Origin of the sequence: Cupriavidus campinensis, assembly GCF_905397395.1 — a bacterium.
In the GTDB taxonomy this organism is placed as follows: Bacteria; Pseudomonadota; Gammaproteobacteria; order Burkholderiales; family Burkholderiaceae; genus Cupriavidus; species Cupriavidus campinensis.
In genome coordinates this window covers 147348-173575 of record NZ_CAJPVH010000006.1, presented here as the reverse complement: position 1 = coordinate 173575, position 26228 = coordinate 147348, and the positions used below count along the sequence as shown (strand labels likewise).

Below are 26228 nucleotides of genomic sequence, written 5' to 3'. Positions count from 1 at the left end.
CAGACTTCGGTGCCACGGCGAAACAAGGAGTTGCAATGAAAGCATTGCTCGATCTCTTTAAGCAGGTTCAGCAGGAAGAGCAGTTCGACGCGATCAAGATCGGCCTCGCCTCGCCCGAGAAGATCCGTTCGTGGTCGTACGGTGAAGTGAAGAAGCCGGAAACGATCAACTACCGGACGTTCAAGCCGGAACGCGATGGCCTGTTCTGCGCCAAGATCTTTGGCCCGATCAAGGACTACGAGTGCCTGTGCGGCAAGTACAAGCGCCTGAAGCATCGTGGCGTGATCTGCGAGAAGTGCGGCGTGGAAGTCACGCTGGCCAAGGTGCGCCGCGAGCGCATGGGCCACATCGAACTGGCTGCGCCGACCGCGCACATCTGGTTCCTGAAGTCGCTGCCGTCGCGTCTGGGCATGGTCCTGGACATGACCCTGCGCGACATCGAACGCGTGCTGTACTTCGAGGCATTCGTGGTGCTGGAACCGGGCATGACCCCGCTCAAGAAGAGCCAGATCATGTCCGAGGACGACTACATCGCGAAGTGCGACGAGTACGGCGAGGGTGAATTCGTCGCCATGATGGGCGCCGAGGGCATCCGTGAACTGCTGCGCGGCATCGACATCGAGAAGCAGATCGAACAGATCCGCGCCGAGCTGCAGGCCACCGGTTCCGAAGCCAAGATCAAGAAGTTCGCCAAGCGCCTGAAGGTGCTCGAGGCGTTCCAGCGTTCGGGCATCAAGCCCGAGTGGATGATCCTGGAAGTGCTGCCGGTGCTCCCGCCGGAACTGCGTCCGCTGGTACCGCTGGATGGCGGCCGTTTCGCCACCTCGGACCTGAACGACCTGTATCGTCGCGTCATCAACCGTAACAACCGCCTGAAGCGCCTGCTGGAGCTGAAGGCGCCCGAGATCATCGTGCGCAACGAAAAGCGCATGCTGCAGGAAGCGGTGGATTCGCTGCTGGACAACGGCCGTCGCGGCAAGGCGATGACCGGCGCCAACAAGCGTCCGCTGAAGTCCCTGGCCGAGATGATCAAGGGCAAGGGCGGCCGTTTCCGTCAGAACCTGCTGGGCAAGCGCGTGGACTACTCGGGCCGTTCGGTCATCGTGGTGGGCCCGACGCTGAAGCTGCACCAGTGCGGCCTGCCCAAGCTGATGGCGCTCGAGCTGTTCAAGCCGTTCATCTTCCACAAGCTGGAAACGATGGGCATCGCCACCACGATCAAGGCGGCGAAGAAGGAAGTGGAAAGCCAGACGCCGGTGGTGTGGGACATCCTCGAAGAGGTGATCCGCGAGCACCCGGTGATGCTGAACCGTGCGCCGACGCTGCACCGCCTGGGTATCCAGGCGTTCGAGCCGGTGCTGATCGAAGGCAAGGCCATCCAGCTGCACCCGCTGGTCTGCGCGGCATTCAACGCCGACTTCGACGGTGACCAGATGGCTGTTCACGTGCCGCTGTCGCTGGAAGCGCAGATGGAAGCCCGCACGCTGATGCTGGCCTCCAACAACGTGCTGTTCCCGGCCAACGGCGATCCGTCGATCGTCCCGTCGCAAGACGTGGTGCTGGGTCTGTACTACACGACCCGCGACAAGATCAACGGCAAGGGTGAAGGCATGACGTTCGCTGACATCAGCGAAGTCATCCGCGCCTACGAGAACAAGGAAGTCGAACTCGCTTCGCGCGTGAATGTGCGGATCACCGAGTACGTGCTCGTCGACAAGGACGCCGTGGGCGATGCCCGCTTCGCGCCCAAGATCACGCTGCAGGCCACCACGGTCGGCCGCGCGATCCTGTCCGAGATCCTGCCGAAGGGCCTGCCGTTCTCGGTGCTGAACAAGCCGCTGAAGAAGAAGGAAATCTCGCGCCTGATCAACACCGCGTTCCGCAAGTGCGGTCTGCGCGAGACCGTGATCTTCGCCGACAAGCTGCTGCAGTCGGGCTTCCGCCTGGCCACGCGCGCCGGTATCTCGATCGCCATCGACGACATGCTGGTGCCGCCGCAGAAGGAGAAGATCATCTCCGACGCAGCTGCCAAGGTGAAGGAATACGACAAGCAGTACATGTCGGGTCTGGTGACGGACCAGGAGCGTTACAACAACGTCGTGGACATCTGGGGCGCCGCCGGCGACCAGGTGGGCAAGGCGATGATGGAGCAGCTCCAGCACGAAGACGTGGTCGACCGCGAAGGCAACACGGTCAAGCAGGAATCGTTCAACTCCATCTACATGATGGCCGACTCGGGCGCGCGGGGTTCCGCAGCGCAGATCCGCCAGCTGGCGGGCATGCGTGGCCTGATGGCCAAGCCGGATGGCTCGATCATTGAAACGCCGATTACGGCGAACTTCCGTGAAGGCCTGAACGTTCTGCAGTACTTCATCTCGACCCACGGTGCGCGTAAGGGCCTGGCCGATACGGCACTGAAGACCGCGAACTCGGGTTACCTGACCCGTCGTCTGGTCGACGTGACGCAGGATCTGGTCGTGGTGGAAGACGATTGCGGCACCACCAACGGCGTGGCCATGAAGGCCCTGGTCGAAGGCGGTGAAGTGATCGAAGCACTGCGCGACCGTATCCTCGGCCGCGTGACCGTGGCTGACGTGGTGAACCCGGAAACGCAGGAAACGGCGATCGAGACCGGCACGCTGCTGGACGAAGACCTGGTCGACCTGATCGACAACCTCGGCGTGGACGAAGTCAAGGTCCGCACCCCGCTGTCGTGCGACACGCGTTACGGCCTGTGCGGCAAGTGCTACGGCCGCGACCTGGGCCGCGGCGTGCTGGTGAACTCCGGCGAAGCGGTGGGCGTGATTGCCGCGCAGTCGATCGGTGAGCCGGGTACGCAGCTGACCATGCGGACGTTCCACATCGGTGGTGCGGCATCGCGTGCGGCAGTGGCCTCGAGCGTGGAAGCCAAGGCGACCGGTACGGTCCGCTTCACGGCGACCATGCGCTACGTGACGAACGCCAAGGGCGAACTGATCGTGATCTCGCGTTCGGGCGAGACGCTGATCACGGACGACCACGGCCGCGAGCGCGAGCGCCACAAGATCCCGTACGGCGCCACGCTGCTGGTGCAGGACGGCCAGGCCATCAAGGCTGGCACGCAGCTGGCCACGTGGGACGCGCTGACGCGCCCGATCGTGTCGGAATACACCGGCATGACGAAGTTCGAGAACGTCGAAGAGGGCGTGACCGTCGCCAAGCAGATGGACGAAGTCACCGGCCTGTCGACCCTCGTGGTGATCGATGCCAAGCGCCGTACGGCTGCCACCAAGGGCCTGCGCCCGCAGGTGAAGCTGCTCGACGCGAACGGCCAGGAAGTCAAGATTCCGGGCACGGACCACTCCGTGACCATCGGCTTCCAGGTTGGCGCGCTGATTACCGTGAAGGACGGCCAGCAGGTGCACGTGGGTGAAGTGCTCGCACGTATCCCGACCGAATCGCAGAAGACCCGCGACATTACCGGTGGTCTGCCGCGTGTGGCCGAGCTGTTCGAAGCGCGTTCGCCGAAGGACGCCGCCGTGCTGGCGGAAGTCACCGGTACCACGTCGTTCGGCAAGGACACCAAGGGCAAGCAGCGCCTGGTTATCACGGACCTGGACGGCAACGCCCACGAGTTCCTGATCGCCAAGGAAAAGCAGGTGCTGGTGCACGATGGCCAGGTGGTGAACAAGGGCGAAATGATCGTGGAAGGTCCGGCGGACCCGCACGACATCCTGCGCCTGAAGGGCATCGAGGAACTGGCGCACTACATCGTGGACGAAGTGCAGGACGTGTACCGTCTGCAGGGCGTGAAGATCAACGACAAGCACATCGAAGTGATTGTTCGTCAGATGCTGCGCCGCGTGCAGATCCAGGACGTGGGCGACACCCGCTTCATCCCGGGTGAGCAGGTGGAGCGCTCGGAGCTGCTGGACGAGAACGACCGCATGATTGCCGACGGCAAGCGTCCGGCCACGCACGAGAACCTGCTGCTGGGTATCACGAAGGCGTCGCTGTCCACGGACAGCTTCATCTCGGCGGCATCGTTCCAGGAAACGACGCGCGTGCTGACCGAGGCCGCGATCATGGGCAAGACCGACGACCTGCGTGGTCTGAAGGAAAACGTGATCGTGGGTCGTCTGATCCCCGCCGGTACCGGCCTGGCCTACCACCGTGCCCGCAAGGCACGCGAGGCGGCCGAGCGCGAACGCGCCCAGGCGATCTCGGACGAAGAGCAATCGCTCTTCATCGAGCCGCCCGTGGTGCAGGCGACCGAGGGCGACAGCGACGCGGTCTGATCACGATCGTTGCTGTACTGGAAGTGAAAAACCCGGCTTTCGAGCCGGGTTTTTTTTTCGTCTGCGCGATCCGCAGCCATTGGCTGCTCACGACAGGGCCAGCACGGCGGCCTCCATGCCTTGGGGCAGATGCAGGGGCAGTACGGACAACGCGGGAGCGACGCGCCGGCACAGATTCGTCAATACCTCCCCGGGTCCTGATTCCACGATGTGCGTGACGCCGTCGGCCTCGAGGTGCCGAACCATTGCCGTCCAGCGCACCGGGGCAGTCAGTTGCGCCACCAGCGCCGGCTTGATCGACGCCTCCGTGGCGACTTCAAGGCTATTGCCGTGCAGCACGCGCAACGAAGGGGCCGCGACGCGGATGTCGTCCAGACACCGGGCGAGCGCTGCCGCCGCCGGCTGCATCAGCGAGCTATGGAACGGGCCACTGACTGGCAACACGAACACCATCTTTGCGCCGGCCTCCCGGGCGGCCACCTTGAGACGCTCGATGGCCGGCACATGACCGGCCACCACCACTTGCCCGGGCGCGTTGAAATTCACCGGCTCAAGTACGCCATCTCCGGCGCAGGCGGAACAGAGTCGTTCCACTGTCGGGTCATCGAGACCGATGACCGCTGCCATGCCCCCAATCCCGGGCGCCACCGCCGCCATCATCGCCAGCGCCCGTTGGCGCGCGATGTGCAGGGCATCCGGCAGCGCCAGGGCACCGGCGGCAACCAGCGCCGAAATCTCCCCAACACTGTGTCCGATCGCCCATGGCACGGCTACTGGAGACTGGGCCTGCCAGGTGCGATAGATCGCGATCGACGCCGCCACCACCAATGGCTGCGTGTTGACCGTGCGGGCGAGTTCCGCTGGATCGGCATGCTGGCTAAGGTGCCAGAGGTCCAGATCAAGCACATCCGAGGCTTCGTCGATCGTCTCGACGAACACACGCTCACCCCGCCACGCGGAAAGCATGCCGACGGATTGTGACCCCTGACCAGGAAACACGCAGGCGGGAACGATGCGAATCATTGCCGACGCCCCCTTAGCGCGCCGTCTCGACAGCATCGGTCGCTGCGAGCCAGCACCAGGCGGCCGCGCAGTGAAGGAGCCCGATAGCCAGAGATGCGAACGAGGATTGGATGTCGAACGTGGACAGGGGTTGCCGGAGCGCCCATCCCACTACGATGAGGCCGCCCCGCAGCGTATAGATTGCTGCAATACCGATCACCGCGATGCGCATCTGGGGGAGCGTCGGCAGCAACCCGGCAGCCGCCGCATAGTAGGCGGCAAAGACGAAGAACACCCCGGTGATGCCCGCTGTCAGCAATCCCGGCACCCAGGAGCCGCGCTCCGCCATGCCTGCGAGGGCCTCGCCGGCGCCGAAGGCACGGTACGCCTGCGGCCCTTTGGCGATGATGTAGATATGCAGGAAGGCGACAAGCGCGCTGCAAGCTGCGGCGGAAGTGGCGAGAATAGGCGTGATCATCATGGCCTCGGATAGGGTTGGGATCAAAAGCGTAGGGCTAAAAGTTGTGGGTCAGATTGACCTGCAACATGCTGTCGCGACACAGCGCCTCAAAAACGCTGTCGCCGTCGCAACTCGCCTTACGGGCTACCAGACGCAGCCGTGCGGATTTGCCGAACCGACGGCTGAACTCGAGTTTGTGCATCAGGATGCGGGTCGCACGGTCGTGCAGCACGCCGTATTGCAGTTCCGCATCACCGGACTCGTTGAGGCGAATACGCACGCCGGCGAAGGGGCCGTGTGTGAACGGCGTGAACGGCGCGCTGGCGTCGCGGTGGTCGCGCAGGTATTCGAACAGCAGTGAAAGGTCGCCGTCGGGCCTGGCGAATGTGTATTCCGCACCGACGATATAGGCACCGAAAGGCGCACCCTGCCCCCAACGAAAGATCGCCTCGCCCTTCCACAGCATGCTGCCAGCGGGCAACACACCGGTCAGCCCCAACTGTCGGATGCGCTGGTAGGCCGTCGTCAAGTCGGGGGCGATGGTGGGCTCGCGTGACAAGCCATCGAAGTAGTAGGCACCGACGTCGGCATCCGCGATGGTCCCCGACCAGCGTACGGCGATATCGTTGGTCTGCTGCCAGGGCGCCAGGCCGTGGGAGGGGGCCTCCGGTGCCAGCGGCCCCATGCGTTGCCGGCTTCGTAGGCCCAGTTGGGGGCGTGGCCGGAACCACGGCATCCAGTACACGGCGAGACGTCCGTACGCCGCGCTGAAGCGCGTGTAAGACAGCATCGGCTGGCCGAGCTTGGCCTCCAGATCGATGTCCGCGCGGGTATCGATCTGGTTGATGATGTTGACCGGATGGCGTGACTCCATCACGCTCCAGTCCAATGTCTCCATCCCGGCTTGCCAGAGGTTGTCGCCGCGCTCGGCACGGACGGTGGCTTCGCGAAAATCGAAGTAACGCATGTCCGGATCGGAAACGTCCAGGCGGACGTAAGGGGTCAGCCGGCCGGTGACGCCCGGGTACATGGGGTGTGTGACAACCCAGCCGAGATTGAGGACCAAGGCCGCGGCATGTTGGTGCTGTGCCTGAAATGCGGGGGGGCGATTGAACAGCCAGACTTCCGGACCGATACTCCCGCTTGTCTCGACGACTGGCATCGCGTGGCCAGTGCCCGCATGCCAGACGAGACACAGGGTAGCGAGCCAACGGACGCATCCCCGTTTAGCGAACATACTCCAGCCGCTGCGGCTCGAAATCCCGCTTGTCGACGCCGCCATCCCGGAACTTGTAGCCAGACATATTGATGCGGGTCGACTTGCCGGTCTGATGGTTCACCATGTTCATCCACCCTGGCTTCAGCAACTGCTGTCCGTAGGCGGCAAAGTCGCCGCTCTCGAGCGTCTTCTGCAAGGCCCCGCGACGGTCGTACAGTTCCGCCTTCAATGTCACGTACCGCTCGCGGTCGATCCACAGCACCTGCTTCGTATAGCCGGAGCCCTCGTAGCGGGGCGTGCGCTCGACCTTGAAGCACGGGGTCCCGCCGGTGTCTTCGTCGCCCAGATAGCGGTGGCTGAACTTGCGCGGCAACTGCGAGGTCAGGTCTTCGAATGAGAACTCGCTGCCCATGAACGAGCCCGACTTGCTGTCCGAGGCGATGCGCCGCGTGCGCTTCAGGGCCGGCAGGTATAGCCACTGATCGTCGGGTTTGTCGGCATGCGCAAAACTCAGGAAGGCCGTGTGCCGGATGTCGGCCGGAGACTCGAACAGCATCAGGTGCTTGTCACCGTCGCCGTCCGTCTCGAGCACGGCGCCACGCATCTTGCGCACGCTTTGCTGGCCATGCCGGTCACGCAGGATCATTTCCATATCCATGCGATAGCTGCTGAACCCGCGTTCGCGCGCGTACATCTCCGCGACGATGGCTTCGCCGCGGGTGGCGTCTTCCGCCGCCGCAGCCACGGGCGATACCGCGATCAGACAGAACACAAGCGCCACAAGGCGCATCCGGAGCTTCATCATGTCAAATGCCTTTCAACGGTTGGGAGTGGGGGGCGGAAGCCGGCTTCGGGGTGTCCCGGTCGATGGCAAATAGCAATGGCGGCAGCAGCACAAGGTCCACGATGGCGGCAATCGCGATCGTCAACACGGACATGATTCCCATGTCGGCGTTCAGGTCGAAGTGCGAGAAGATCAGCACGCCGAAGCCGGCCACCAGTACCGAGGTGGTGAACAGCACCGCCATGCCGGAAATGCTGTACGCGTTCTCCACCGCGGCCCGGGGCGACAGACCCAGCACCGTGCGGGCCCGGTGGTACTTGAAGACGCTGTGAATCGTGTCGTCGACGATGATCCCGTAGGTCAGCACCCCCACCACCGCCACCGACAGGCCGACTTGCCCGACGAACGTTCCCCAAAGCCCGAAAGCCATCAAGGACGGCAGGACGTTCGGAAGCAGGCTGGCAAAGCCCAGTCGGACACTGCGCAACACCAGCCCGATGACGACGGAAACGAGCAGGATCTGCAGCACATACCCCTGCAGCGTACCGGCGACATTCATCTCGCCGATATGCGAGAACATGATGGACGGCCCAGCGCCAGACGCCTGCATGCCGGCCGGCAGGTTTGCGCGCATCCACGCCTGCACGCGCTGGTCGAAGGCCACCAATGCCGTGGACGTGATGTCGCGCAGGACCACGGTCAGCTTGCTGGCCGAGCGGTCGATCCGAATCTGATCGTTCAGATCCAGCCCCGGTGGCAGGGACAGCTCGTACACGAGTAATACCTGGGCCGCCGCCATGTCATCATCAGGCACGCGATATGCGGTCGGCGCATCGCCATGCAGCGTGCGGTGAACGCGCTTGACCACGTCGGCGAGCGAACTGACCTGGAAGACTTCGGGCTGCGCGCGTAGCCAGTCGGCAAACCTGTCCAGATCCCGCAGGTACGCGGCCGAACCTACCGTACCCCCGGCACCTGACGGCACCGCGTAGTACACGGTATGGACGCCGGACAGATGCGACTGGATGAAGTCCGTATCGCGGCGGAACTCGACGGCCGGACTGAAATAGTCGACGAAATTGTCCTCGAGTTGATTGCGCGTGACGAACCAGGCGGCAGCGAGGTTGAGCAGCGCCACCCCGATGAACACCGGCTTTCGCCACGCCACCAGGGCGCCCGCCATGCGGCCGATGGCATGCCCCTGCCGCAGCATCCGCTGCTGCCCGGAGATCGGCAGCACGGCCAGGCACGCCGGGAGGAACGACGCTGACAACAGCAGCACCACGATGGCACCAATGCCCAGCATCACGCCGAAGTTGGCGACCGGTGGAACGTCCGACAGGCACATGCTGAAGAAGCCGAGCGCGTCCGTGCCACAGGCCACCAGCATGATGGGGGCGTTTGCTGCCACGGCATCCCGTACGGCATCATGCCGTGACGCGCCGGCCCCCATCCGCCGGATCGTGTAGACGATTACGTGCAAGCAGTTCGCGACGGCGATGGTGGTGAGGATGGTCGGCGTGGAGACGGAGATGGCCGTGAGCTTGACGCCAAACCAGCCGACCATGCCGAGCGCGGCGAAGATCGCCAACGTCATCGTCAGCAACGCAGCCGCCACGCCGCACGCACTGCGCAACGCCACGAACATGACGACGAGAATCAGCGCGTACATCAGTGGCGTCAGCGTGGCCAGGTCGGCCTTCGCTTCCTCGTCGAAGGCGTTGTCGAGCAATATGCCGCCCGTGGCCATAACGCGGATATCGGGGTCCAGCGCGCGCGCCTGGTCCATCAGGGCGCGCAGTGCATGCACGGCCTCCGGCAAGGTTGTCTCCGTTGGCGCGGGGAGCGTGAAGCTGATACTGATTCCCGCCACGGACCCATCGGGCGAGACCAACCGCTTTACCAATAGCGGCTCGCTGAGTGCGATGGCGCGGATGGCTGCGATCGCTTCGGGTGTCTGGCCCGTCCCCGGCTGGTATAGGGGGCGCACCCGGAGGTCATCGTCGTGGGCTTCGGCATGCTGATGGTTCGTGAGACTGTCCACGCGTCGCACATGGGGCAGCCGCCATGCCAGTTCGGTGAAGCGCGCCATTGCGTCCAGCGCGCGAGGCGTAAACACCGTCCCGTCTCGGGGGACAAAGGCCACCAGCGCCTGGTTGTCGTCTGCATAAGCGTCTTGCAGTGCCTGATTGGCGAGCAGTTGCGGATCGTCCGAACGGAAGAAATCGCGATAGTCACTGCTGAAGGCGATGCGCTCGAGTCCCGCACTGGCCGCCACGCAAAGTAGCACCGTCGCGACGATCACCATCCATCGCCGCCTGACCAGCCATGCCGCATAGCGTATGGCCAAGGCGTGATGGGACGCGTCCGGGTCGCGCAGGCGGGGTTCAGTCGACGAAGAAGCCATCGCGTTTCATCTCGGTGAGTGATTGGCGGAACGCCTCGCAGACCTGTTCCAGATCGGCGGGCATGTGGGCGTCGCTCAGGGCGAGGAAGTGCAGCTCCGGCATATAGACGCCATGCGTGCGCATGTAATAGGCCAGTGCGATGCTGGCCTTGTAGTCGCTGCCGCCCTGGATCTCGCGATAGAAGCGGGTTTCCCGATGCGAAAAGCTCACCGTGAAGATCGAGCGCATGGATTTGATGCGGGCCGGCACTTGCAGGGCGCGGGCGATGCTTGTCAGCTGCTCAAGCAGCCATTCACTCTTCGCATGCAGCGTCTGATAGACCTCGGGATGGTCGCGGAGATATGTCAGCATCGCGGCGCCAGACGCGGCGCTCAATGAGTTGCCGCTCATGGTGCCGCCCAGGAAGACCCGCGTCTCGTAGTCGCGGAAGGGGTCGGCAGTACTGCGGGCGATCTCCATCAGCTTCCGGCTCCCCACCACGGCGCCGCACGGCATGCCGCCGCCAATGATCTTGCCCAGTACCGTCAGGTCCGGTGTGACGTTCGCCAGGGTTTGGGCGCCGCCGTAGCAGACGCGGAAGCCGCTCACGACCTCATCGAACACCAGCGGGATGTCGAGCTCGGAGCAGGCCGCACGCAATTGCTGGAGGAATTCGGTGTCGAGCCTCCCCACGGAAAACGGCAGGGGTTCGAGAATGACGCAGTCGATTTCCTCGGCACGCTCGCGCAGCACGCGCAGGCTTTCTGGATGGCCGTACTGGAGGACAACGGTGTTGTTCACCGTTTCGTCCGGGGTGCCGGGACAGCCTGCCACCGGCTCGGGCCGCTCTACCGGCCCGCGTTGCTGAAACCACGAGCTGACCATGGCCTGGTCGGAGAAGCCGTGGTACTGGCCCTCGCATTTCGCCACCTTTCCCCGTTGCCGGTAGGCGCGGCAAATGCGCAGCGCCTGGATGACGGCCTCCGTTCCCGAATTCGAGAGGCAGGCGTAACCGCTACCCGGGAACGCATCCACCAGCAGCCGGGTAAGTTCAACCTCCGACGGGTTGCCGACAGCGTTCAGGCAACCGTCCGCCACGGCCGCCTGCTGTGCGGCGACAATTGCCGGATGCGCGTAGCCGAGGATGTGCGGCCCGTAGCCACCGGTCAGATCGATATAGCGATTGCCGTCGACGTCTTCGATCTGGCATCCCTGGGCCCGGCGCGCGAACATCGGATAGGTGCAGGGAAAGAAGTAGCGGTTCATGTGGATGGACGCGATCATGAATCGCTGCGCGTCGTCACGCATCGCCAGTGTCTTTGGCGTTGCCCGGTGGAAGTGGCCGTCGAAGCGCTGGCGCACATCGTCATTCATGTAGGGCGAGTATTTGTCCGAGAACCGTCGGGAATTGGCCCAGACGTCGATGTCCGGATCGATCTGCTTGCCGAAGCCCTCGCAGGTGGTCAACGTCAATTCGACCTTGGTGAAGTTCGGGGTGTAGTTGGCACCGTGGCGGCGCAGTGCCTGGCTGATGTCCCAGAAGAACTCGTCGGTCTTCCACTGATCCGCGATCTCGTAGAAGTGCCGCAGGATCACCGCCTTGACGTCCTCGAAGAGCTGGCGATGGTCACGCACAGCCTCCTTGTCTACGACGAAGTGACTCAGGAAGCGGGTGGTGGCGAGGTCCCATTCATGCCGGATCGACGCGAAGAAGAACGACGCCAATCCCCATTTCTCTGCCTCCGTCACGTAGACCGTGATGCCGAAGTCGAGAAAGATGATCTTGCCGTCCGCCGTGAAACGCACGTTGCCGGGATGGGGGTCGCCATGGGCGACGCCATGCATGTAGAGCATGGTGTAGATCGCATCCTGGAAGCGGCGCGCCAGTTGCGCCCGGGGGATGCCCACTCGTTCGAAGTCCCGGCCCGGAATGCCCTCCATATATTCCATGGTCAGCACGCTCCGGCGGGTCAGTTCGGTGTGCACCCGCGGGATGATGACAAAGGGGTGATTGGCGAAATTCCGCGCGAGCGCCGTCATGTTGCGCGCCTCCACCTCCATGTCGACCTGTGGCAGCAGTAACTCGCGCAACTCGGCCACACGTACCGGCATGTTGAAATGGCGCAACGAGGGCACCATGGCATGTGCCAGCGCCGCGAGCCGGGCAATCGATCGCAGGCTCTTGCGCAGGCGGCGCGAGACGCCAGGCTTGACCAGCTTCACCGCCGCGCGCTCGCCACCCTCGAGCCGCACTTCATGGACTTGCGCAATGGACGCGCTGGCAAGCGGAACATAGTTGAAGGATTCGAAGACGGATTCATACCCGCTGCCGAACGCCTCGGCGAGGAGCTTTCGAACGGCCGGCTCGTCAGCTGCCGGGACATCGTCCTGCAGTCGTTGCAGCGCGGCGATGGTGTCAGGCCCGAACAGGTCGGAGCGGGTCGAGAGGATCTGCCCGATCTTGATGTACAGCGGGCCCGAGGCGATGCAGAAGCGGGCGATGCACTCGCCAAGCAGGCTGGCCCGGTCGGCGGGAGGGCGGCGTGCGGCGCGAAGCCGGTACGAGGCGGCGAACCAGGCCATCGAAGGCAGCAGCGTCATGGCGTAGAGCATGGTCGGGCTCCGATCTAGTAGATGAACGTCGAGGATGCGAATGACATGCCGGCGCTGCCGATCCAGAATCCGATCCGGTCGCCGCGTGCCAGCGACCCATCGCCCGCGTGCAGGGCAATGGCGGCGGGAATGGAGCACGCGCCCACGTTGCCGTAGTCCGGAAAAATGTGGCGGATGCAGTGCCCGAACCCGGCCTCGTCCGCCCAGCCCTGGAATGCGGGGACAGAGCCGCCGGTATGCGGAAAAAGCAGGCGGATGCTGTCGCGATAGGGCGCAAGCAGTTTCAGCGAGTCCGTCATGTGCTGGCTATAGCCGAAGACCAGCGAGCTGAAGGAGGTGAAGGCACCAAGGCCATTGAGGCCGATGCGCTCGCTGGGCCGGGCGCGCCCGAGGTGGCCCGGCAGCGGAATGGTGCAGAGATCGACGCCCCGCTTCGTCGACAGGTAGTGAAAGACCCAGGGTTGTTCTGTATCGGCGCGCAGCAGCGTGGCGGTTGCCCCGTCCCCCCCGCAGTAAGCGGAGAAACAGTGCGCGATGTCGCGCAGGGAACCCAGCGTGAAGTTGCTGGGATACGAGACGCCGCCAGGTACGTAGTACGACTCGGCATTGACGATTAGTGCGGTGCGGTAACGTCCGGACAGGAAATGGCTCTGCGCCACGTCGCACGCGCGCGTCCACGCCATGCAGGCGTCGACGATGTCGAAGCAGTCCACGCTGTCCATGCCCAGCGCGTCCGCAACGAAGTACGCATCGCCGGGCTCGATGAAGCCCCGGGTGTTGCCCGCGTAGATCAGCAGATCCACGTCATCCGGGCCGCAGCCGGCCTGCGCCATCGCCTGTTCGGCGGCGCGGACCATGTGGTCCAGCGGCCGCTCGCCCTCGTCGAACCAGTAGCGCGTCTTCACCTGCGTCTCATTGAGCTTCCAGCGGATGTAGGTAAGCGCGTGCTCGACGTTGCCGTCGAATCCGGGTGTGCTGTGACGGCGGATCTCATCCAGCACGGCCTCGTTGTCCATCCTGCGGGATGCCGGAAGAAAGGAAATGCCATCGATGCGCATGGTTGGGGCCTCCTGGTGAACGCGGTCGGGAAAAGGGGGTCATGCCGGCGCGTGACGTGGGTCGATCATCGCGACCAGACTGCCGACGCGAATCACCGGCGTGGGGCCAATACGGACCTCACCACCGAACACCACCGCATTGGGCAGTAGCCGGTCTATCCGGGCGTCCAGCGTCAGCACGGAGTCGAAGGGCACGTCGTGGATCAGTTCGATGCCGGTCATGGCGCCGAGTACCACCTCCCTCGGTGCCCCGCCGGCCTGGCCAAGGAAGAAGAGCGCGATGCCGGCTTGCCCGAGGGATTCGATAGCCAACCCCGCCGGGTACACGGCCGGTGCCTGTGCGGCGAACAGCGGTGATTGGCGGGTAGCGAGTTTGCACGCGCAGATCTGGGCGCCGGCGGTGTAGCTCTGGACCGCATCGACCAACAGGAAGGGGTAGCGATGCGGCAGCAGTGCCGCGACCTGGCGGTGTGTCAGGACCGGTGGCGCCTGAGACGGCGCCACGGCAGGATGTTCGATGGCGGCACACGGCGCGCCACAGGCGAAGCTGGCCCGCGCACAAGGCTTGCCGCGAACACTCGCCGTGGCTGCCAGGGAGAGTCCGTCCGGCCCGGACGTCCGGACAGTTGCCTCGAGGTTGACGACGTCACCGGGCAGGAGCGCGTCGAGGTACTGCACCCGCGCCACCGTCCGGACGCGCATGGGGTGCCCCGCCGTGCGCGTGGCGAGGCGTTCCGCCAGGGCGAGCAACTGGTCCAGCAGCAGGACGCCGGGATAGATCGGGGCACCGGGATAGTGCCCCAGCGCGAAAAGGTCCGTGCCGCTGACCAGCAGCGCTTCGCCCAGTGTGGCGGAAGGGGAGGAGGGTGGCATCGTCACCAGTACCAGACGTTGTTGAAGTGATGAATGAGGGTCGGCATGTCCGCCTCGTCGACGGACTCGACGCCATCGATGAGGTCCGCAGGAGAAAGACGCAGGCGGTGCAGGTCGGGTCGCCATGCGTACACCGGGACGTTGGCGGCGACCAACGCGGCGACGCCGGACTCGTGGTGGGAAAGTCCGTCTATCGTCAGGCCGCCCAACGTCAGCAACGGCGCCGGCTGGTCGCGTCGCGCGAACAACACGGTATCGGCCTTGAGCAGGAGGGCATGGTCGGCCCCCATCTGCCGCATGACCCGGCTCAGCCAGACGATGTGCCCGTACTGCTCCTCCAGACTGCCGCGATAGGCTTGCTCGACAATGGCGAGTGAACTGCGGGAGCGGCGCCTGCCCCGGCCGGCGGTTGCCGTCATGACTTGACTCCGAGGACCATCGCGCTGTCTGCAGCGCTGAGGTAGTGCTGGAAGCTGAAGGGAATCTTCACCATCGCCTCGGGGATCTGCTGGGTGTTGCCGCGCTCTTCCATGCAATAGCGGCATACCAGCCACTCGAGCTGGTCGCCGTAGCGACGCTTCAGCGTCTGGACCAATGTGGCGGTTGTCGTGCCCGCCGGTGCGTCCGGCGCGAAGAGGTCCGGTGGGCGGCACAGCGAGATCTGCGACAGCCCGGTTGCGTGGCCGCAGTTCCACACAGTGACGTGACGGCCCTGCCGCAAGGCCGCATCCACCATCCGGAACAGGGAGGTCACGGTCTCGGACCGGAACGGTGTGCCCATCATGCCGAAGAAGACGGAGCCCGGCGCGGCGTCCGGGGGGAGAGATGCGGTCATGTCAGGAGTGCCAGATGGTCTTGGTCGACGGCTCGCAGATAGCGCGCACGAGGGTGTCTGCATCGATGACGGTGGCAACGCCATGGCTGACCGTCGCCGCCACGCCGCGCAGGGCCAGCGAGACATCGTCCACGGTGATGCGCAATTGCCCGCCATGCCGGCGTCCGAGTGTGCGGATCGTGTCCGGGTCCTGCTGCAGCCAGGTCGCGCCGTCCTGCATCAGGTGCAACTGCACCGAATCGCCGGCTTTCAGCAGCGCCTCGGCCAGGCGGATGCACTCGGTGCCGCCGGGGTTTGCGGGGGAGTGCGTCTCGATGAGCAGGACGGTAACGGTAGGGGTTGCTTCCATGACGAATGCTCCTAGCCGCAGCCGCCGGCATGGTCGAGGATTGCCGGCGGCGGGCTGTCATCGCTGCTCAACGGGTCGGACAGATCGATGGCAGGCATGCCCGTGGCGGCGGCCATGAAGTCCCGGAGGCGATCGACGCCCCAGAACTTCTCCCTGCCGACGGTGAAGAACGGCACGCCGAACACGCCCGTGTGGATGCAGTCCTGCAGCCGGGTCAGTCCGACCTCCCGGACGGCTGCATCCGTGTGGGCCGACGAGAGCGCGTTGGGGTCCAGCCCCAGCGCACTGCCCAGTCGTGCGATGACGTCGGGATCGCAGATGTCCGCGCCTTCCTGCCAGCGCGCCAGCGTGACCCGCTCGAGGAAGGTCAGCCCCTGCCCATGCATGTCGGCGACGATCCATGCGAGGTGCGGCACCTCCCAGCGCGGCGCGCGATCCAGTGGCCACACTGGCCGGAGCCCGCGCCGCGCCGCAAGGCGCCGCACATCGGCGAGGATGTAGAGATGCTTCTCGCGCGACATCGGGTGATACAGGAACGTGCTGCCGACCATGCTCAGTTGCGCCTGGTAGTCCGCGTCCGGCTCCCAGAAAGGCACCAGTTGGACGGCGGCGAGAAGATCGGGCCGTGTCTGCCTGAGATCGTGCAAGGCCAGCCACGAGTAGGGGCTGCGCAGCGAGAAATAGAAGACGGGATGTGCTGCCTGCATGCCGCCTCCTTCAGTCCGCGCGCTGCCTGCCGCGCAGGGCGGCCGAGACCTCGGCGTCGAAGGTCACGAGCGACCAGTCACGGCGGTTCTCGACCACCGCGTAGCCGTGGGTGATCAGGCCAGTCGCCGTATGAACCAGTCCGCCATGCCGTTCGACATAGCAGTCCATGCGCGACCGATAGGTGGTGTCCTTGAAAATATCCTCGACGGTGAAGACGGTGTGGATGGTCTCCTCCATCATCGCTTCGTCGAGGATCTGGAGGCTCGCCTGCGGTACGACGGGAATCCACTTCTTGTTCTCCAGCAATGTGCGGATGGAGATTCCACGCTCGGCGACAAAGAGATCCAGCACCTCCTCCATCAGTCTCAGGTAGCCCGAATGCTGGAGGCGATCGTTGAAGTGGCAGTAGAAATAGGGCACCCGCCATTGCCAGACGAAGCGGTTGCCTTCATCGGCAGCCAGCGCGCGACGCACGTCCAGCGGCGGGTTACCGGCCTGGCGCGCCGTGTCCAGGCCGGCATCGGGAATGGAGCGCTGCGGCCCTCGCCGGATCCGGGTACAGGTGTATGGCGCGAGGCGCGGCTCCCCGCTGGCTGGCTGTGGGGTTACGACGCTGTCGTCCAGGCGGAACAGCACGTCCACGTAACCGGTGACGGCCTTCAATGGTTTGCCGTCGCGCGGCACCGTCAGTGTCACGGCGACGCGCAGCACCCCGTCCGGTGCCTTCGGCGACGGCACGACCTCGATATCTACCGTATCGTCAATGTGAAGCGCATGGAGGATCCGTACGCTCGAATCGACGATCTCGAGACAGAGACCTTTCTGCTCATAGAGTTCGCGCGGTCCGAAGCCGTGCGCGCGGAAATGATCGACAACGGCTTCCTCGATGCAATACATGACGTGCTTGAAGCCGATCCAGGTGCAGATGTTGCAGCCTTCGAAGCGGGGCCGGACCCTGGTGTGGGTGCGGTCGAAGCCAGTCGTGTCGGAGTGATGCAAGGTCATGGCGTGGATTCCGTGGAGTGGAAGGAAGGGGTGGCGCCAGCACAAGCCTGGCGAGGCGTGGCCGGCATTGGATCGCCGCGCACCTGCAGGAACTGCGCGATGGCGCCGACAGCGTCGTGCCGGAGATCGTTCAGCAGAAAATGGCCGGCATCGCGAAAGACACGGAGCCGGCCTGCCGGCAGGGTGTCGACCATCGCGCGGACGTCGGGCAATCGCGCAAACTGGTCATCGCCGCCGGCCAACACGAGAAGTGGCTGGCGCACCTCGTGCAGGGGAAGGAAGGGCATCCCGGCGTACAGGCGCCAGAATTCGGTCCAGACGTAGCAACCGAAGTGCTCGCAGGCAGTGCGTGTCATGCGCTGCAGGACGTCCGGCGCCAGCGGGCGCGCGGTGCGGGCGCGGATGCTCTGTTGGACAAAATCCGGGAATGCGTTGACGTGCTGCTGGAACAGGGACCAGGTCACCTCCCGGTGTAACGCCTTGTAGAACGGCGAGACCAGCGCGGCGGGTGCGGTGGCCCCGGGTGTGGCCGGGTGCTGGGCAAGCAGCGTCAGCACGGTGTTGGCGCCGAAAGAGTGGGCAATCCAGACGTCCGGGCACAGTTGAAAGCGCTCAAGCGCAGCGGATAGCCACCGCTCGGGTGGCAGCACCCGGCCCCAGAGGCCAGACTGCAACCCGTTCCAGGGCAGGTCCAGCACGACGCACCGATGCGTGGCGGCCAGGCGCGGCAGCAGCGGTTCCCAGACGCTGCCTGCTTCCATCATCCCGTGGACCAGCACGGCCAGCGGGGCGCCGACGGGCCCGCACACCCGCGCCTGAAGCGTGTAGCCGCCCAGTGATGCCAGCAGCGTCGTCATTGCCCGACGCCGCCCGCTTCAACGACGATGGCTCCGGCGCGGCGGTCTCCCCAGCTGCCACCGCCGAGGACGACCGCCCCGCAAGCCGACTCCGGCTCCGCGGCGCGTGCCTGTTCGCAATGATGGATCAGCGCATACAGCGTGCTGGCCCCATAGGCCGGGCCGGACAGTATGCCGAGATCGCGCTGCGCGCCCTCGCGCTGATGGAGTGCGGTGACCGCGTGGGCGGCAAAGCTGTCGCCGGCGACGTAACAAGGCTTGCTCGCATGATCGGTCAGCAGGGCGTCTAGGGCGGGCGAACGTGCCGCATCGGCATGGCAATAGGCGTAGCCGGCCAGGGCACCATGGTGGCGTGCGCCACGGGCGTTGGCATCATCGGTCCGCTCGAGCACCAAGGCACCTGCGCCTTCCAGCAAGGCGGGCAGCCCGCCGCCTTCGGCAAGCCGGCGGCCGGCCAGCAGGCTGCGCGCCGCCGGGCCATCCACTTCCACCGCGACAACCAGCATGCGCCGGGCGCGGCCGTTGCGGATGGCATTGGCGGCCAGCACGATGGCATCGAGCGACGACGAAGCCCCGGTACAGACGGTGAGGTTGAGCGCACGCAGTCCGAAGCGAATGGCGATAGCGGCCGAGACGACATTGCTGGAGGCGTTGGGTAGATCCATTGCGCTGGTGGCATTGACGTGCTGGCGATGGATGGTCTCCGCTGCCTGGCAGACCGTATCCAGATTGCACGTGTTGGTAGCGACCACCACACCGAACCCGTCATCGTGCAAGGACACGGTGTCCGCCTTCACGAAGCCGGCGTCGGCCAGCGCCTTGGATGCTGCGCAGAGGGCCAGCAACGTGGAGCGCTCCTTGTAGCGAAGCCCCTTCTTGCCCAGCAGTCGCTCGGGCGTGAAATGCGGCGCGGTGGGACCGGCCAGCAACCCCTCCGCGAGGCTGTCGTGGGTGGAGAAGGCCGGGATCTCCCAGCCATGACCCGAGATGAGGATGGCCTGCGTGCGGGGATTCATGATTCGCACTCCAGGATGGCCACGGCATTGACGCCGCCGAAGCCGAACGCATTCACCTGGGCCAGCCGCGCATTGACCGGGGTGGCCTCGTTGACGATATTCATCGCGCGCGCCTCCGGCATCAGGTGCTCGAGCCCGACGGTGGGCGGCAGCATGCCGCACTCGATGGCTTCGATCGCCGTGACCACGCCAACCAGCCCCGACGCCCCCGAGGTATGCCCAGTCATCGATTTCATCGCACAGATGCGTGGATGCGAGACGTGTTGCCGCATCACGCGTTGCATGGCCTCGGCCTCGGCTTTGTCGTTGAGCGGCGTACCGGTGCCGTGGGCCATGATGATGTCGATGTCCTCCGGCGCCAGGCCGGCGCGTTGGTAGGCATCCTCGATGGCACGGGCGATGCCCGCCGGATCTGGGGCCGTCTCGTGCGCCGCATCGCAACTCGTGCCGACGGCCCGCAACGTTGCCAGCACCGGCGCGCCGCGCGCGTTGGCGCTCGCGCGGGATTCCAGCACGACGGCGGCGGCGCCATCGCCCATCAGCACGCCGCGCCGGTCTCGATCGAATGGCCGGACTGCGTCGGGGTGCGAGGGATTCACGCGATCCAGCAAGCCGAACATGCTCTTCGTGATGGTGTCGCAGCCACCGACGATCGCGAAGTCGAAGGCGCCATCGCGCAGGAAGTCCTCGGCAACCGCGAGTGCGAAGCTGGAGGCGGAGCAGGCATTGGCGAGCGTGATGACCGGAAAACTGGTGTGCAGCCTTCGGTTCAGTGCGCGCTCGAAATGCAACTGGTCGATCGTCATCGGCGTGCCGACCGTCCAGAACAGTTCCAGCGTGCGTAGCTCCCGCAGGCCGGTTCCCACCACGACGACGCAACGCGCGTCCGGCGGCAGTGCGGCCTCCTGCACGGCGGCCTGTACCGCATCGCAGAGCAGTTCGGTGGCGCGCAGCGCCCGGTCGATGCCGCCGGGGCGGTCGTCAATCTCATAGGCGTTGCGCACGTTGAAATGGTCGGCGGTAAATGCTTGCAGGCGCTTGCGGCCGGAGTGCCCTGAGCACAGGCTCTCGAAACACGTGCATTTGTCTTCGCCGAGGCTGGTCTTCATGGCCGAGCCGGTGATCGCATATGTCATGGAAGTTCCTTAGCCGCAGGCGCGCGGCGCACGATGAGGCAGCCCGCGTGCCCGTCGTCGGTGGTGGCCAGGACCATGCCCGCCGCACCGGCGGGGGCCTGTTCGAGACAGGCAAGCAGATGGCAGAGCGCGAGCGCGAAGGTGGCGCTGTAGGTGTCGCCGAACCGATCGACGAGCGCCGCCTGGTGGACGGTCATGCTGGCGCCGGGCAGCCGCGCGATGGCGCGCCGTTCGATGTCGGCAATGCGAGGCTCGGCCGCGCCGCACAGGCAACAAGCGACCACCTCGGACGCATCGAGGCCGGCTTGCGTCAGGGCTTCGCCGATGCAGGCCAGTGCGCCCTCCACCGCGTGGTCCAGCGCCAGATCACCGGCCGGGCCGTCGACGGGTTCGCTGTAGCGCCCGTAACGCAAGGCCAGGATGGCCACCCCTTCATGCTGCGGCGTGGTGCGCTCGAGCGAGAACATCGCGCAGCCTTCGCCCAGGGGCACGGCTTGCCGCTTGCCCAGCTGGATCAGGCCGCGATGTGCCCAGGCCGTCTGCACGCAAAGCTCCTCGACGGCACCTGTCAGAAGCCGGTCCGCATAGCCCCGGCGCAGCATCTGCGAGGCGTACTGCAGCGCGAGCAGTCCGGACAGCCGCCCTCCCGAGATGGTTGCGTTCACCGCGCGCGCCTTGAAGCGAATGGCGCACTGTCCCGCCGCGCAGTTCATCACGGTGTTCGGGAAGTGGGCGGGATTGACCAGGAATGGCCGCTCCTGGACCAGCGAGTCGCGCGTGAAATCGCTGGTGCTGCGGATACTGCCGGTACTGGTGCCCAGCACGAATCCGGTCCGTTCGGCTTGCTCCCCTTCATAAGGCGGCTGGTCGCCATGCAGCAGGCGCGCCGTGCAAAGCGCGAGCGCCGTGGTGCGGTCGATGGAACGGGTTCCCTTGGCGCCAATCAGTGCGGAGACGTCGAAGTGCGCCGGGCGATAGGCGACGTCCTGCGGATACGGGTCGGTCGATTGCGGCAGTTCAGTCACCGGGGGTGCCGTTGGGTCGGCCGTGCGCAACGCATCCGCCCCCACCCCCAGGGCCGATATCGCCTGCCAGCCAACAATCGAGATGCCATGTGCGGTCATGCGCTGCTCCTCATTGGGGGTACCTCGCGTACACGGTGATGGCGTTGTTGCCGCCGAAGGCAAAGCCGTTGTTCTGCACCACGCGCAGGTCGGCGGCGCGCGAGTGGTTGGGTACGCAATCGAGCGGGCAGCGGGGGTCCGTCTCACCATGGTTGATGGTCGGCGGCAGGAATCCGTCCCGGACGGCCACCGCGCAGGCGATGCTGGCCAGTGCGCTGGCGGCGCCCATGGTGTGTCCGATCATCGACTTGATGGAGGAAACAGGCGGCTTGGTGGCGCCGAACACCTCGGCGATGGCACCGGATTCCGTGATGTCGTTGGCGATGGTGCCGGTGCCGTGGGCGCAGATGTACTGGATCTGCGCCGCGCTGACGCCCGCGTTACGGTGTGCGAGCCGGATGCAGCGCACGATGCTGTCCCGATTCGGCGCCACCATGTGGTCCGCGTCGCAGGTCAGTCCGTAGCCCAGGACCTCGGCGTAGATCCGCGCGCCACGGGCCAGGGCGCTGTCGAGCGACTCGAGCAGAAGCAGACCGGCCCCTTCGCCCGTCAGGATGCCCTTGCGGTCCTTGTCGAATGGCTGGCAGACCTGCGGCGCGATGGTGCCCAGCCGGTAGAAGCCGGCGAATGTCTTGCGGCATACCGAGTCCGCGCCGCCGCACAGCATGGCGTCCGCATCGCCGAGCCCGATGCAGTCATAGGCATAGCCGATGGCGTAGTTGCCGGCCGAGCATGCCGTGGGGAGGGTGATGGCTCCGCCGCGCAAGCCCAGCGCGCGCGCCACCGCGAATGAGATGTGGTGCGAAGGCACCTGCTGGAGCAACGCGGGGTCAATGCCGGCATAGCCATGGCGTACCGCCTGCTCGGTGAGCTGGTCGATCACCTGCGATTCGCCGTCGGTCGTCCCGATGGACACGCCGCAGCGGGCCTGCTTGAGTCGGGTTGTATCGATCCCGCTGTCACGTATCGCCATGCCGGCCGCCGCGACCGCGAACTGTGCACTGCGGCCCAGTGTGCTCGGATCGATCCCGGCGATCCAGGTGGCGGGGTCGAAATTCCGGACTTCGCATCCGCGATGGCTGGCGAAGCCCGACGTGTCGAAGGAGCGAATCTCGGACACGCCGCACGCCCCGGCACGGAGCGCGTCGGTGAACGCCTTCACGCCAAGACCTATGCTGCTCACGGCACCAATGCCGGTCACGACGACACGTCGCATGATGATGGCTCCGGTGCGTGACTCAGGACTTGACCGAGGCGGCTTCATCCACCACCTGGCAGACGCCCTCCAGGTTCACCATGCGGGCCAGCCCGTCCTGCGAGATGGTCACGCCGAAAGCCTTCTCCAGGCTGGCGAGGATTTCGATGGCGCGCAGCGAATCCGCGTCATGGTCTTCCTTGAAGCGGCTGGTCATGGTCATGTCGGCCGGCTCGATCTCAAGGATTTCGGAAACGATCTGCTTGATGGCGGCGATGCGGTCGGGGGAAGTCATGATGGATGTGCTCCTTCTTGGGTGGAAAGCGGTCAGCATTGGGAAACAAATGCCATGTAGCGGTGCTCGTGTATGGCGACGAGGATGAAGGGGTGGACGTCACGCAGCGTCGGCAGGGCGCACAGCAGGGGTGCCAGGGCGCCTGCGTCGTCGCACGTGAGGATGTCTGGGGGCGGAAGGCCTTTGGGCCAGCTGAGCGGCGTGCGGGCCGGGACAACAAGCCGCGTCGGTCCGGGAAACCCGGAGGCGGCGCGCGTCAGCGCGTGGACCAGCCGCTGCGGCAGTTGTCCGGGCGTCTCGACCCGGCCCCAACCGAGGGGCCGCAGGCAATGACCGTTCTCCGTCGCGCGCCTGCCCAGCCGGAGCGCGACGGCGCCCGGCAGGATGGCTGCGCCGGCCCCCTCGGGGATCGCCTCTTCGGCGGCAATGACCAGCGATTGGTCGGCACGACCGGCCTGGATCGCCTGGATGCCCAGCATCAGGGCTTCGAAGCCGGCCAGGAACGGCGACGTGACGGTGCTGCATAGCGCGCGGGCCTGACAGTCGATGGCGACGTGGGCGGCGGCAATATTGGCCGAGATATTGGGTGCGCTGACGGTGCTGACGGCATCCAGTCCGCCGTGGGCCACGGCCTGATCGAACAGGTGCCGGACTGAGACATCCGCGACACTTGTACCGAAACAAAGCGCGAGCCGCTCAGGGGCGACGCCGCCATCCGTGCATGGATCGGGACACCGGCGCGCCGCGGCCAGCGCGTAGCGCGTGGTGTCGTTGAGGTAGCGGTGCCGCGTACCCGGCAGCCACAGGGCCGGATCGAACCAGTCCGGGTCGACGATCGCAAGCGTGCCAGGCGAGCACGGGAGAAGATCTTCCCCGATGCCGGGCGCCACGGCCGCGCAGGTCAGGAGATTGACGGCGCTCATGGCGTCCCTTCCTGCAAGACCAGGGACACGTTGTTCCCACCGAATCCACAGGCATTGATGAGTGCCCGAAGCGGCCGTCTTGCCCGCAGTGGCGTTTCACGGCTGGGCAGCCGGATGCGCGTGGCCGGATCAGGGCGCTCGCAGTAGCCTGCCGGCACCTTCCGATGTGCCAGTGCAAGCGCCGCCGCGAGCAGGGAGAACAGGCCGGACGCGCCTGCGGTGTGTCCGATATGCGCCTTGACGGACAGCACCGGCGGCATGACGACGCTTGGGCCAAGCACTGCCGCCAGAATGTTGCCTTCGATGCGGTCGTTGGGGGGCGTGCCGGTGCCGTGTGGCACGATGACGTCGATGCCGTCGGGGCCGACATTCGCATCGCGCAGCGCCTCACGCAAGGCCCGGGAGATGTCCCGGCCGCCGGGTTCGGGGGCGGTCGGGTGGAAGGCGTCGCAGCTCACGCCGATGCCTCGGATGCGTCCGGCGGATCCGGCGTGCGCGGCAGCTTCGCTGTCGGCCACGAGTACCAGCGCGGCGGCGCCTTCGCCCAGCACGGTGCCCAGGCGGCGGACGTCGAAGGGCATGCACCCCTGCGGATCGAGCGCCGTCATGCGTTGAAAGCCCGATTGGGTGACGTGGGAAAGCAGGTCGGCGCCGATCACGATCATCGCGTCGGCCATGCCGGCCCGGATGATGTCCACCGCATGGACCAGGGCATGAAGGCCGGCCGAGCAGGCGTTGGCGGCGACGAAAGCCGGTCCGGACACCTGGATGGGCAGCACGTGGGGCAGCGTGTCGATGGCGCGGTACGGGTGGCTCGTGGCATACGGCGCCACGGCGTCTTCTAGGCGGTGCCGTTCGGCACGGCGGCTGTCCCCGGCCGCCGTGCCAAGCACGAGACCGGTGTGCAGGGTGTCGAGTGCATGGCCGCGTCTGCGGGCGTCATCGAGGGCTTGCAGGGCAACATCTGCGATCAGGCTGTCGAAGTCGGCATGCACATGAGAGGCCGACGCGGGCAGGCAATGCCCATGGCGCCACGTCCGTCCATCGGTACTCCGCGGGACGATGGCGTTCGGTGATGGCGCCTCGGGTGCGCGTTGCAGGGCACGCCAGAAGGCTTCGACATCCGGACCTGCGGCGGAGCAGGCGCCGAATCCGGCCAGCAGGACATCGCGCCGCTGTGTCATCGCTGGCCTCCAGCGGCGCCGAGTGTCGTCGCGCCAATGGAGAAGGCCATCAGATCGTCGAACAGGGCGACAGTGCGTCCCCCGACGCTGGTCTGTCCCGCCAGGTGGGCCACGTTGCGCCCACATTCCAGGAGATGGACGTCGTGGCGAAGCTGGTCCCCCGGCAGGGCCCGGCCAAGCAGATGGATGCCGCGAAACTCGCCGAACACGGTCAGCGAGGCGGCGCCGCCAGCGTCCGCAAAGAAGCCGCGCCGGGATAGCAGCAGCCCCGCGCCCTGGGCGAAGGACTCCACCAGCAGCGCCAACGGATATGCCAGTTGCGCCTCGTCCATGCCGCGATGCGCGGCGCTGAAGCAAGGCTCATTGAGCGTGATGTTCTTGTAGGCGACTGCGCGAGCAGTGCCATCCAGCGCCACACGATCGACCAGCCGCATGGGATGACCATGCGGTAGCACCTTGAGGGCGACGGTCGGATCGCGCGGCAATTCCGCCGCGGATACTTCCGGGGCGCCTGCATGGCGTGGCACCGGGCCAGTGCCGAGGATGCCGTGCGCCACCGCGCCACCAGGCTTGGTAAAGCGGATCTGCACCGCATCGAGGTCATCCCAGGCGACCTGCAATGTGCAGGTGTCCCCCGGCAGGACCGGGTTCTGGAAGCGCAGGCGCGTCACACTGGTGACGCGGCGCCCCGTCTGGCCGCTCTGCGCGAGCGCATGGTTGGCGGCATGCTGCGCCATCTCCAGCAGAAATGCCCCGGGCAGGATGGGGTACGTCGGAAAGTGGCCCTGAAAGCTGTCGTCGTCGTCCGCAAAACGCCAGTCGAATTCCCATTCGCGGAGGCCGGGCCGGCGACAGTCCGAAAAGCCCCGGACGCTGCGGGCCATGATGAGAGGCGGGAGGATGTCGTCCACGATATCGCCCTGGCGCC

23 protein-coding genes are annotated in these 26228 nt (G+C 65.8%); 1 reads left to right on the top strand and 22 read right to left on the bottom strand.

Annotated elements, in window-relative coordinates; all coding sequences use genetic code 11:
• Positions 1–35 precede the first annotated feature (35 nt).
• Positions 36–4277, top strand: coding sequence for a DNA-directed RNA polymerase subunit beta' (rpoC, locus tag KHO18_RS06290; RefSeq protein WP_144200267.1), 4242 nt, complete (start codon positions 36–38; stop codon positions 4275–4277).
• An 87-nt stretch (positions 4278–4364) separates the two neighbouring features.
• Here the strand turns inward: rpoC and fabD are convergent, their stop codons facing one another.
• From fabD to KHO18_RS06180, 22 genes are all read right to left on the bottom strand, one after another.
• Positions 4365–5300, bottom strand: coding sequence for an ACP S-malonyltransferase (gene fabD / locus KHO18_RS06285; RefSeq protein WP_211942913.1), 936 nt, complete (start codon positions 5298–5300; stop codon positions 4365–4367).
• Positions 5301–5313: 13 nt separating this feature from the next.
• Positions 5314–5760, bottom strand: a complete 447-nt coding sequence (locus tag KHO18_RS06280; RefSeq protein ID WP_144200271.1) for a hypothetical protein — start codon at positions 5758–5760, stop codon at positions 5314–5316.
• Between the two features lie 34 nt (positions 5761–5794).
• On the bottom strand, positions 5795–6901 hold the full coding sequence (locus KHO18_RS06275; protein WP_144200273.1) for a hypothetical protein: 1107 nt from the start codon (positions 6899–6901) through the stop codon (positions 5795–5797).
• Positions 6902–6965: 64 nt separating this feature from the next.
• Positions 6966–7763 (bottom strand): outer membrane lipoprotein-sorting protein, encoded by a 798-nt coding sequence (locus KHO18_RS06270; RefSeq protein WP_211942912.1) that lies wholly within the window; start codon positions 7761–7763, stop codon positions 6966–6968.
• Between the two features lies 1 nt (position 7764).
• The gene (locus tag KHO18_RS06265) at positions 7765–10149 is read right to left on the bottom strand and encodes an efflux RND transporter permease subunit (RefSeq protein ID WP_211942911.1); all 2385 of its coding nucleotides are present in this window, start codon (positions 10147–10149) and stop codon (positions 7765–7767) included.
• The gene (locus tag KHO18_RS06260; protein ID WP_144200279.1) at positions 10130–12742 is read right to left on the bottom strand and encodes an aminotransferase class III-fold pyridoxal phosphate-dependent enzyme; all 2613 of its coding nucleotides are present in this window, start codon (positions 12740–12742) and stop codon (positions 10130–10132) included. Before KHO18_RS06260 ends, KHO18_RS06265 begins: the two co-directional genes overlap by 20 nt.
• A gap of 14 nt (positions 12743–12756) precedes the next feature.
• On the bottom strand, positions 12757–13800 hold the full coding sequence (locus KHO18_RS06255) for a beta-ketoacyl-[acyl-carrier-protein] synthase family protein (protein WP_092301734.1): 1044 nt from the start codon (positions 13798–13800) through the stop codon (positions 12757–12759).
• Between the two features lie 39 nt (positions 13801–13839).
• Complete coding sequence (locus KHO18_RS06250) at positions 13840–14673, bottom strand: beta-hydroxyacyl-ACP dehydratase (RefSeq protein ID WP_211942910.1); 834 nt, start codon at positions 14671–14673, stop codon at positions 13840–13842.
• Between the two features lie 2 nt (positions 14674–14675).
• Positions 14676–15092 (bottom strand): hypothetical protein, encoded by a 417-nt coding sequence (locus KHO18_RS06245; protein WP_092301740.1) that lies wholly within the window; start codon positions 15090–15092, stop codon positions 14676–14678.
• Positions 15089–15508 carry a hypothetical protein gene (locus KHO18_RS06240; RefSeq protein ID WP_092301743.1) on the bottom strand — a complete coding sequence of 140 codons (420 nt, stop codon included), beginning with the start codon at positions 15506–15508 and terminating at the stop codon, positions 15089–15091. Before KHO18_RS06240 ends, KHO18_RS06245 begins: the two co-directional genes overlap by 4 nt.
• Before the next feature lies 1 nt (position 15509).
• Positions 15510–15857: a DsrE family protein gene (locus tag KHO18_RS06235; protein WP_144200283.1), complete on the bottom strand. Its 348-nt coding sequence runs from the start codon at positions 15855–15857 to the stop codon at positions 15510–15512.
• Between the two features lie 11 nt (positions 15858–15868).
• Positions 15869–16564 carry a DsbA family protein gene (locus tag KHO18_RS06230; RefSeq protein WP_211942909.1) on the bottom strand — a complete coding sequence of 232 codons (696 nt, stop codon included), beginning with the start codon at positions 16562–16564 and terminating at the stop codon, positions 15869–15871.
• Positions 16565–16574: 10 nt separating this feature from the next.
• Entirely contained in the window at positions 16575–17570 is a 996-nt protein-coding gene (locus tag KHO18_RS06225) for a hotdog family protein (RefSeq protein WP_211942908.1), read from the bottom strand.
• A complete protein-coding gene (locus KHO18_RS06220; RefSeq protein WP_211942907.1) occupies positions 17567–18427 on the bottom strand; it encodes an alpha/beta fold hydrolase in 861 nt (286 codons plus the stop codon). Before KHO18_RS06220 ends, KHO18_RS06225 begins: the two co-directional genes overlap by 4 nt.
• The gene (locus tag KHO18_RS06215) at positions 18424–19443 is read right to left on the bottom strand and encodes a beta-ketoacyl synthase N-terminal-like domain-containing protein (RefSeq protein ID WP_211942906.1); all 1020 of its coding nucleotides are present in this window, start codon (positions 19441–19443) and stop codon (positions 18424–18426) included. Before KHO18_RS06215 ends, KHO18_RS06220 begins: the two co-directional genes overlap by 4 nt.
• Positions 19440–20579 (bottom strand): beta-ketoacyl-[acyl-carrier-protein] synthase family protein, encoded by a 1140-nt coding sequence (locus KHO18_RS06210; protein ID WP_211942905.1) that lies wholly within the window; start codon positions 20577–20579, stop codon positions 19440–19442. The genes KHO18_RS06215 and KHO18_RS06210 overlap by 4 nt, the downstream gene beginning before the upstream one ends.
• Complete coding sequence (locus tag KHO18_RS06205; protein WP_144200299.1) at positions 20576–21703, bottom strand: beta-ketoacyl synthase N-terminal-like domain-containing protein; 1128 nt, start codon at positions 21701–21703, stop codon at positions 20576–20578. Before KHO18_RS06205 ends, KHO18_RS06210 begins: the two co-directional genes overlap by 4 nt.
• A 10-nt stretch (positions 21704–21713) precedes the next feature.
• Entirely contained in the window at positions 21714–22919 is a 1206-nt protein-coding gene (locus tag KHO18_RS06200; protein ID WP_186296924.1) for a beta-ketoacyl-[acyl-carrier-protein] synthase family protein, read from the bottom strand.
• 22 nt (positions 22920–22941) lie between these two features.
• Complete coding sequence (locus KHO18_RS06195; protein WP_144200304.1) at positions 22942–23193, bottom strand: acyl carrier protein; 252 nt, start codon at positions 23191–23193, stop codon at positions 22942–22944.
• Between the two features lie 32 nt (positions 23194–23225).
• On the bottom strand, positions 23226–24116 hold the full coding sequence (locus tag KHO18_RS06190) for a beta-ketoacyl synthase N-terminal-like domain-containing protein (RefSeq protein WP_144200306.1): 891 nt from the start codon (positions 24114–24116) through the stop codon (positions 23226–23228).
• The gene (locus KHO18_RS06185; protein ID WP_186296925.1) at positions 24113–25300 is read right to left on the bottom strand and encodes a beta-ketoacyl synthase N-terminal-like domain-containing protein; all 1188 of its coding nucleotides are present in this window, start codon (positions 25298–25300) and stop codon (positions 24113–24115) included. Before KHO18_RS06185 ends, KHO18_RS06190 begins: the two co-directional genes overlap by 4 nt.
• Positions 25297–26211, bottom strand: a complete 915-nt coding sequence (locus tag KHO18_RS06180) for a hotdog family protein (protein ID WP_144200310.1) — start codon at positions 26209–26211, stop codon at positions 25297–25299. Before KHO18_RS06180 ends, KHO18_RS06185 begins: the two co-directional genes overlap by 4 nt.
• Positions 26212–26228: the final 17 nt, after the last annotated feature.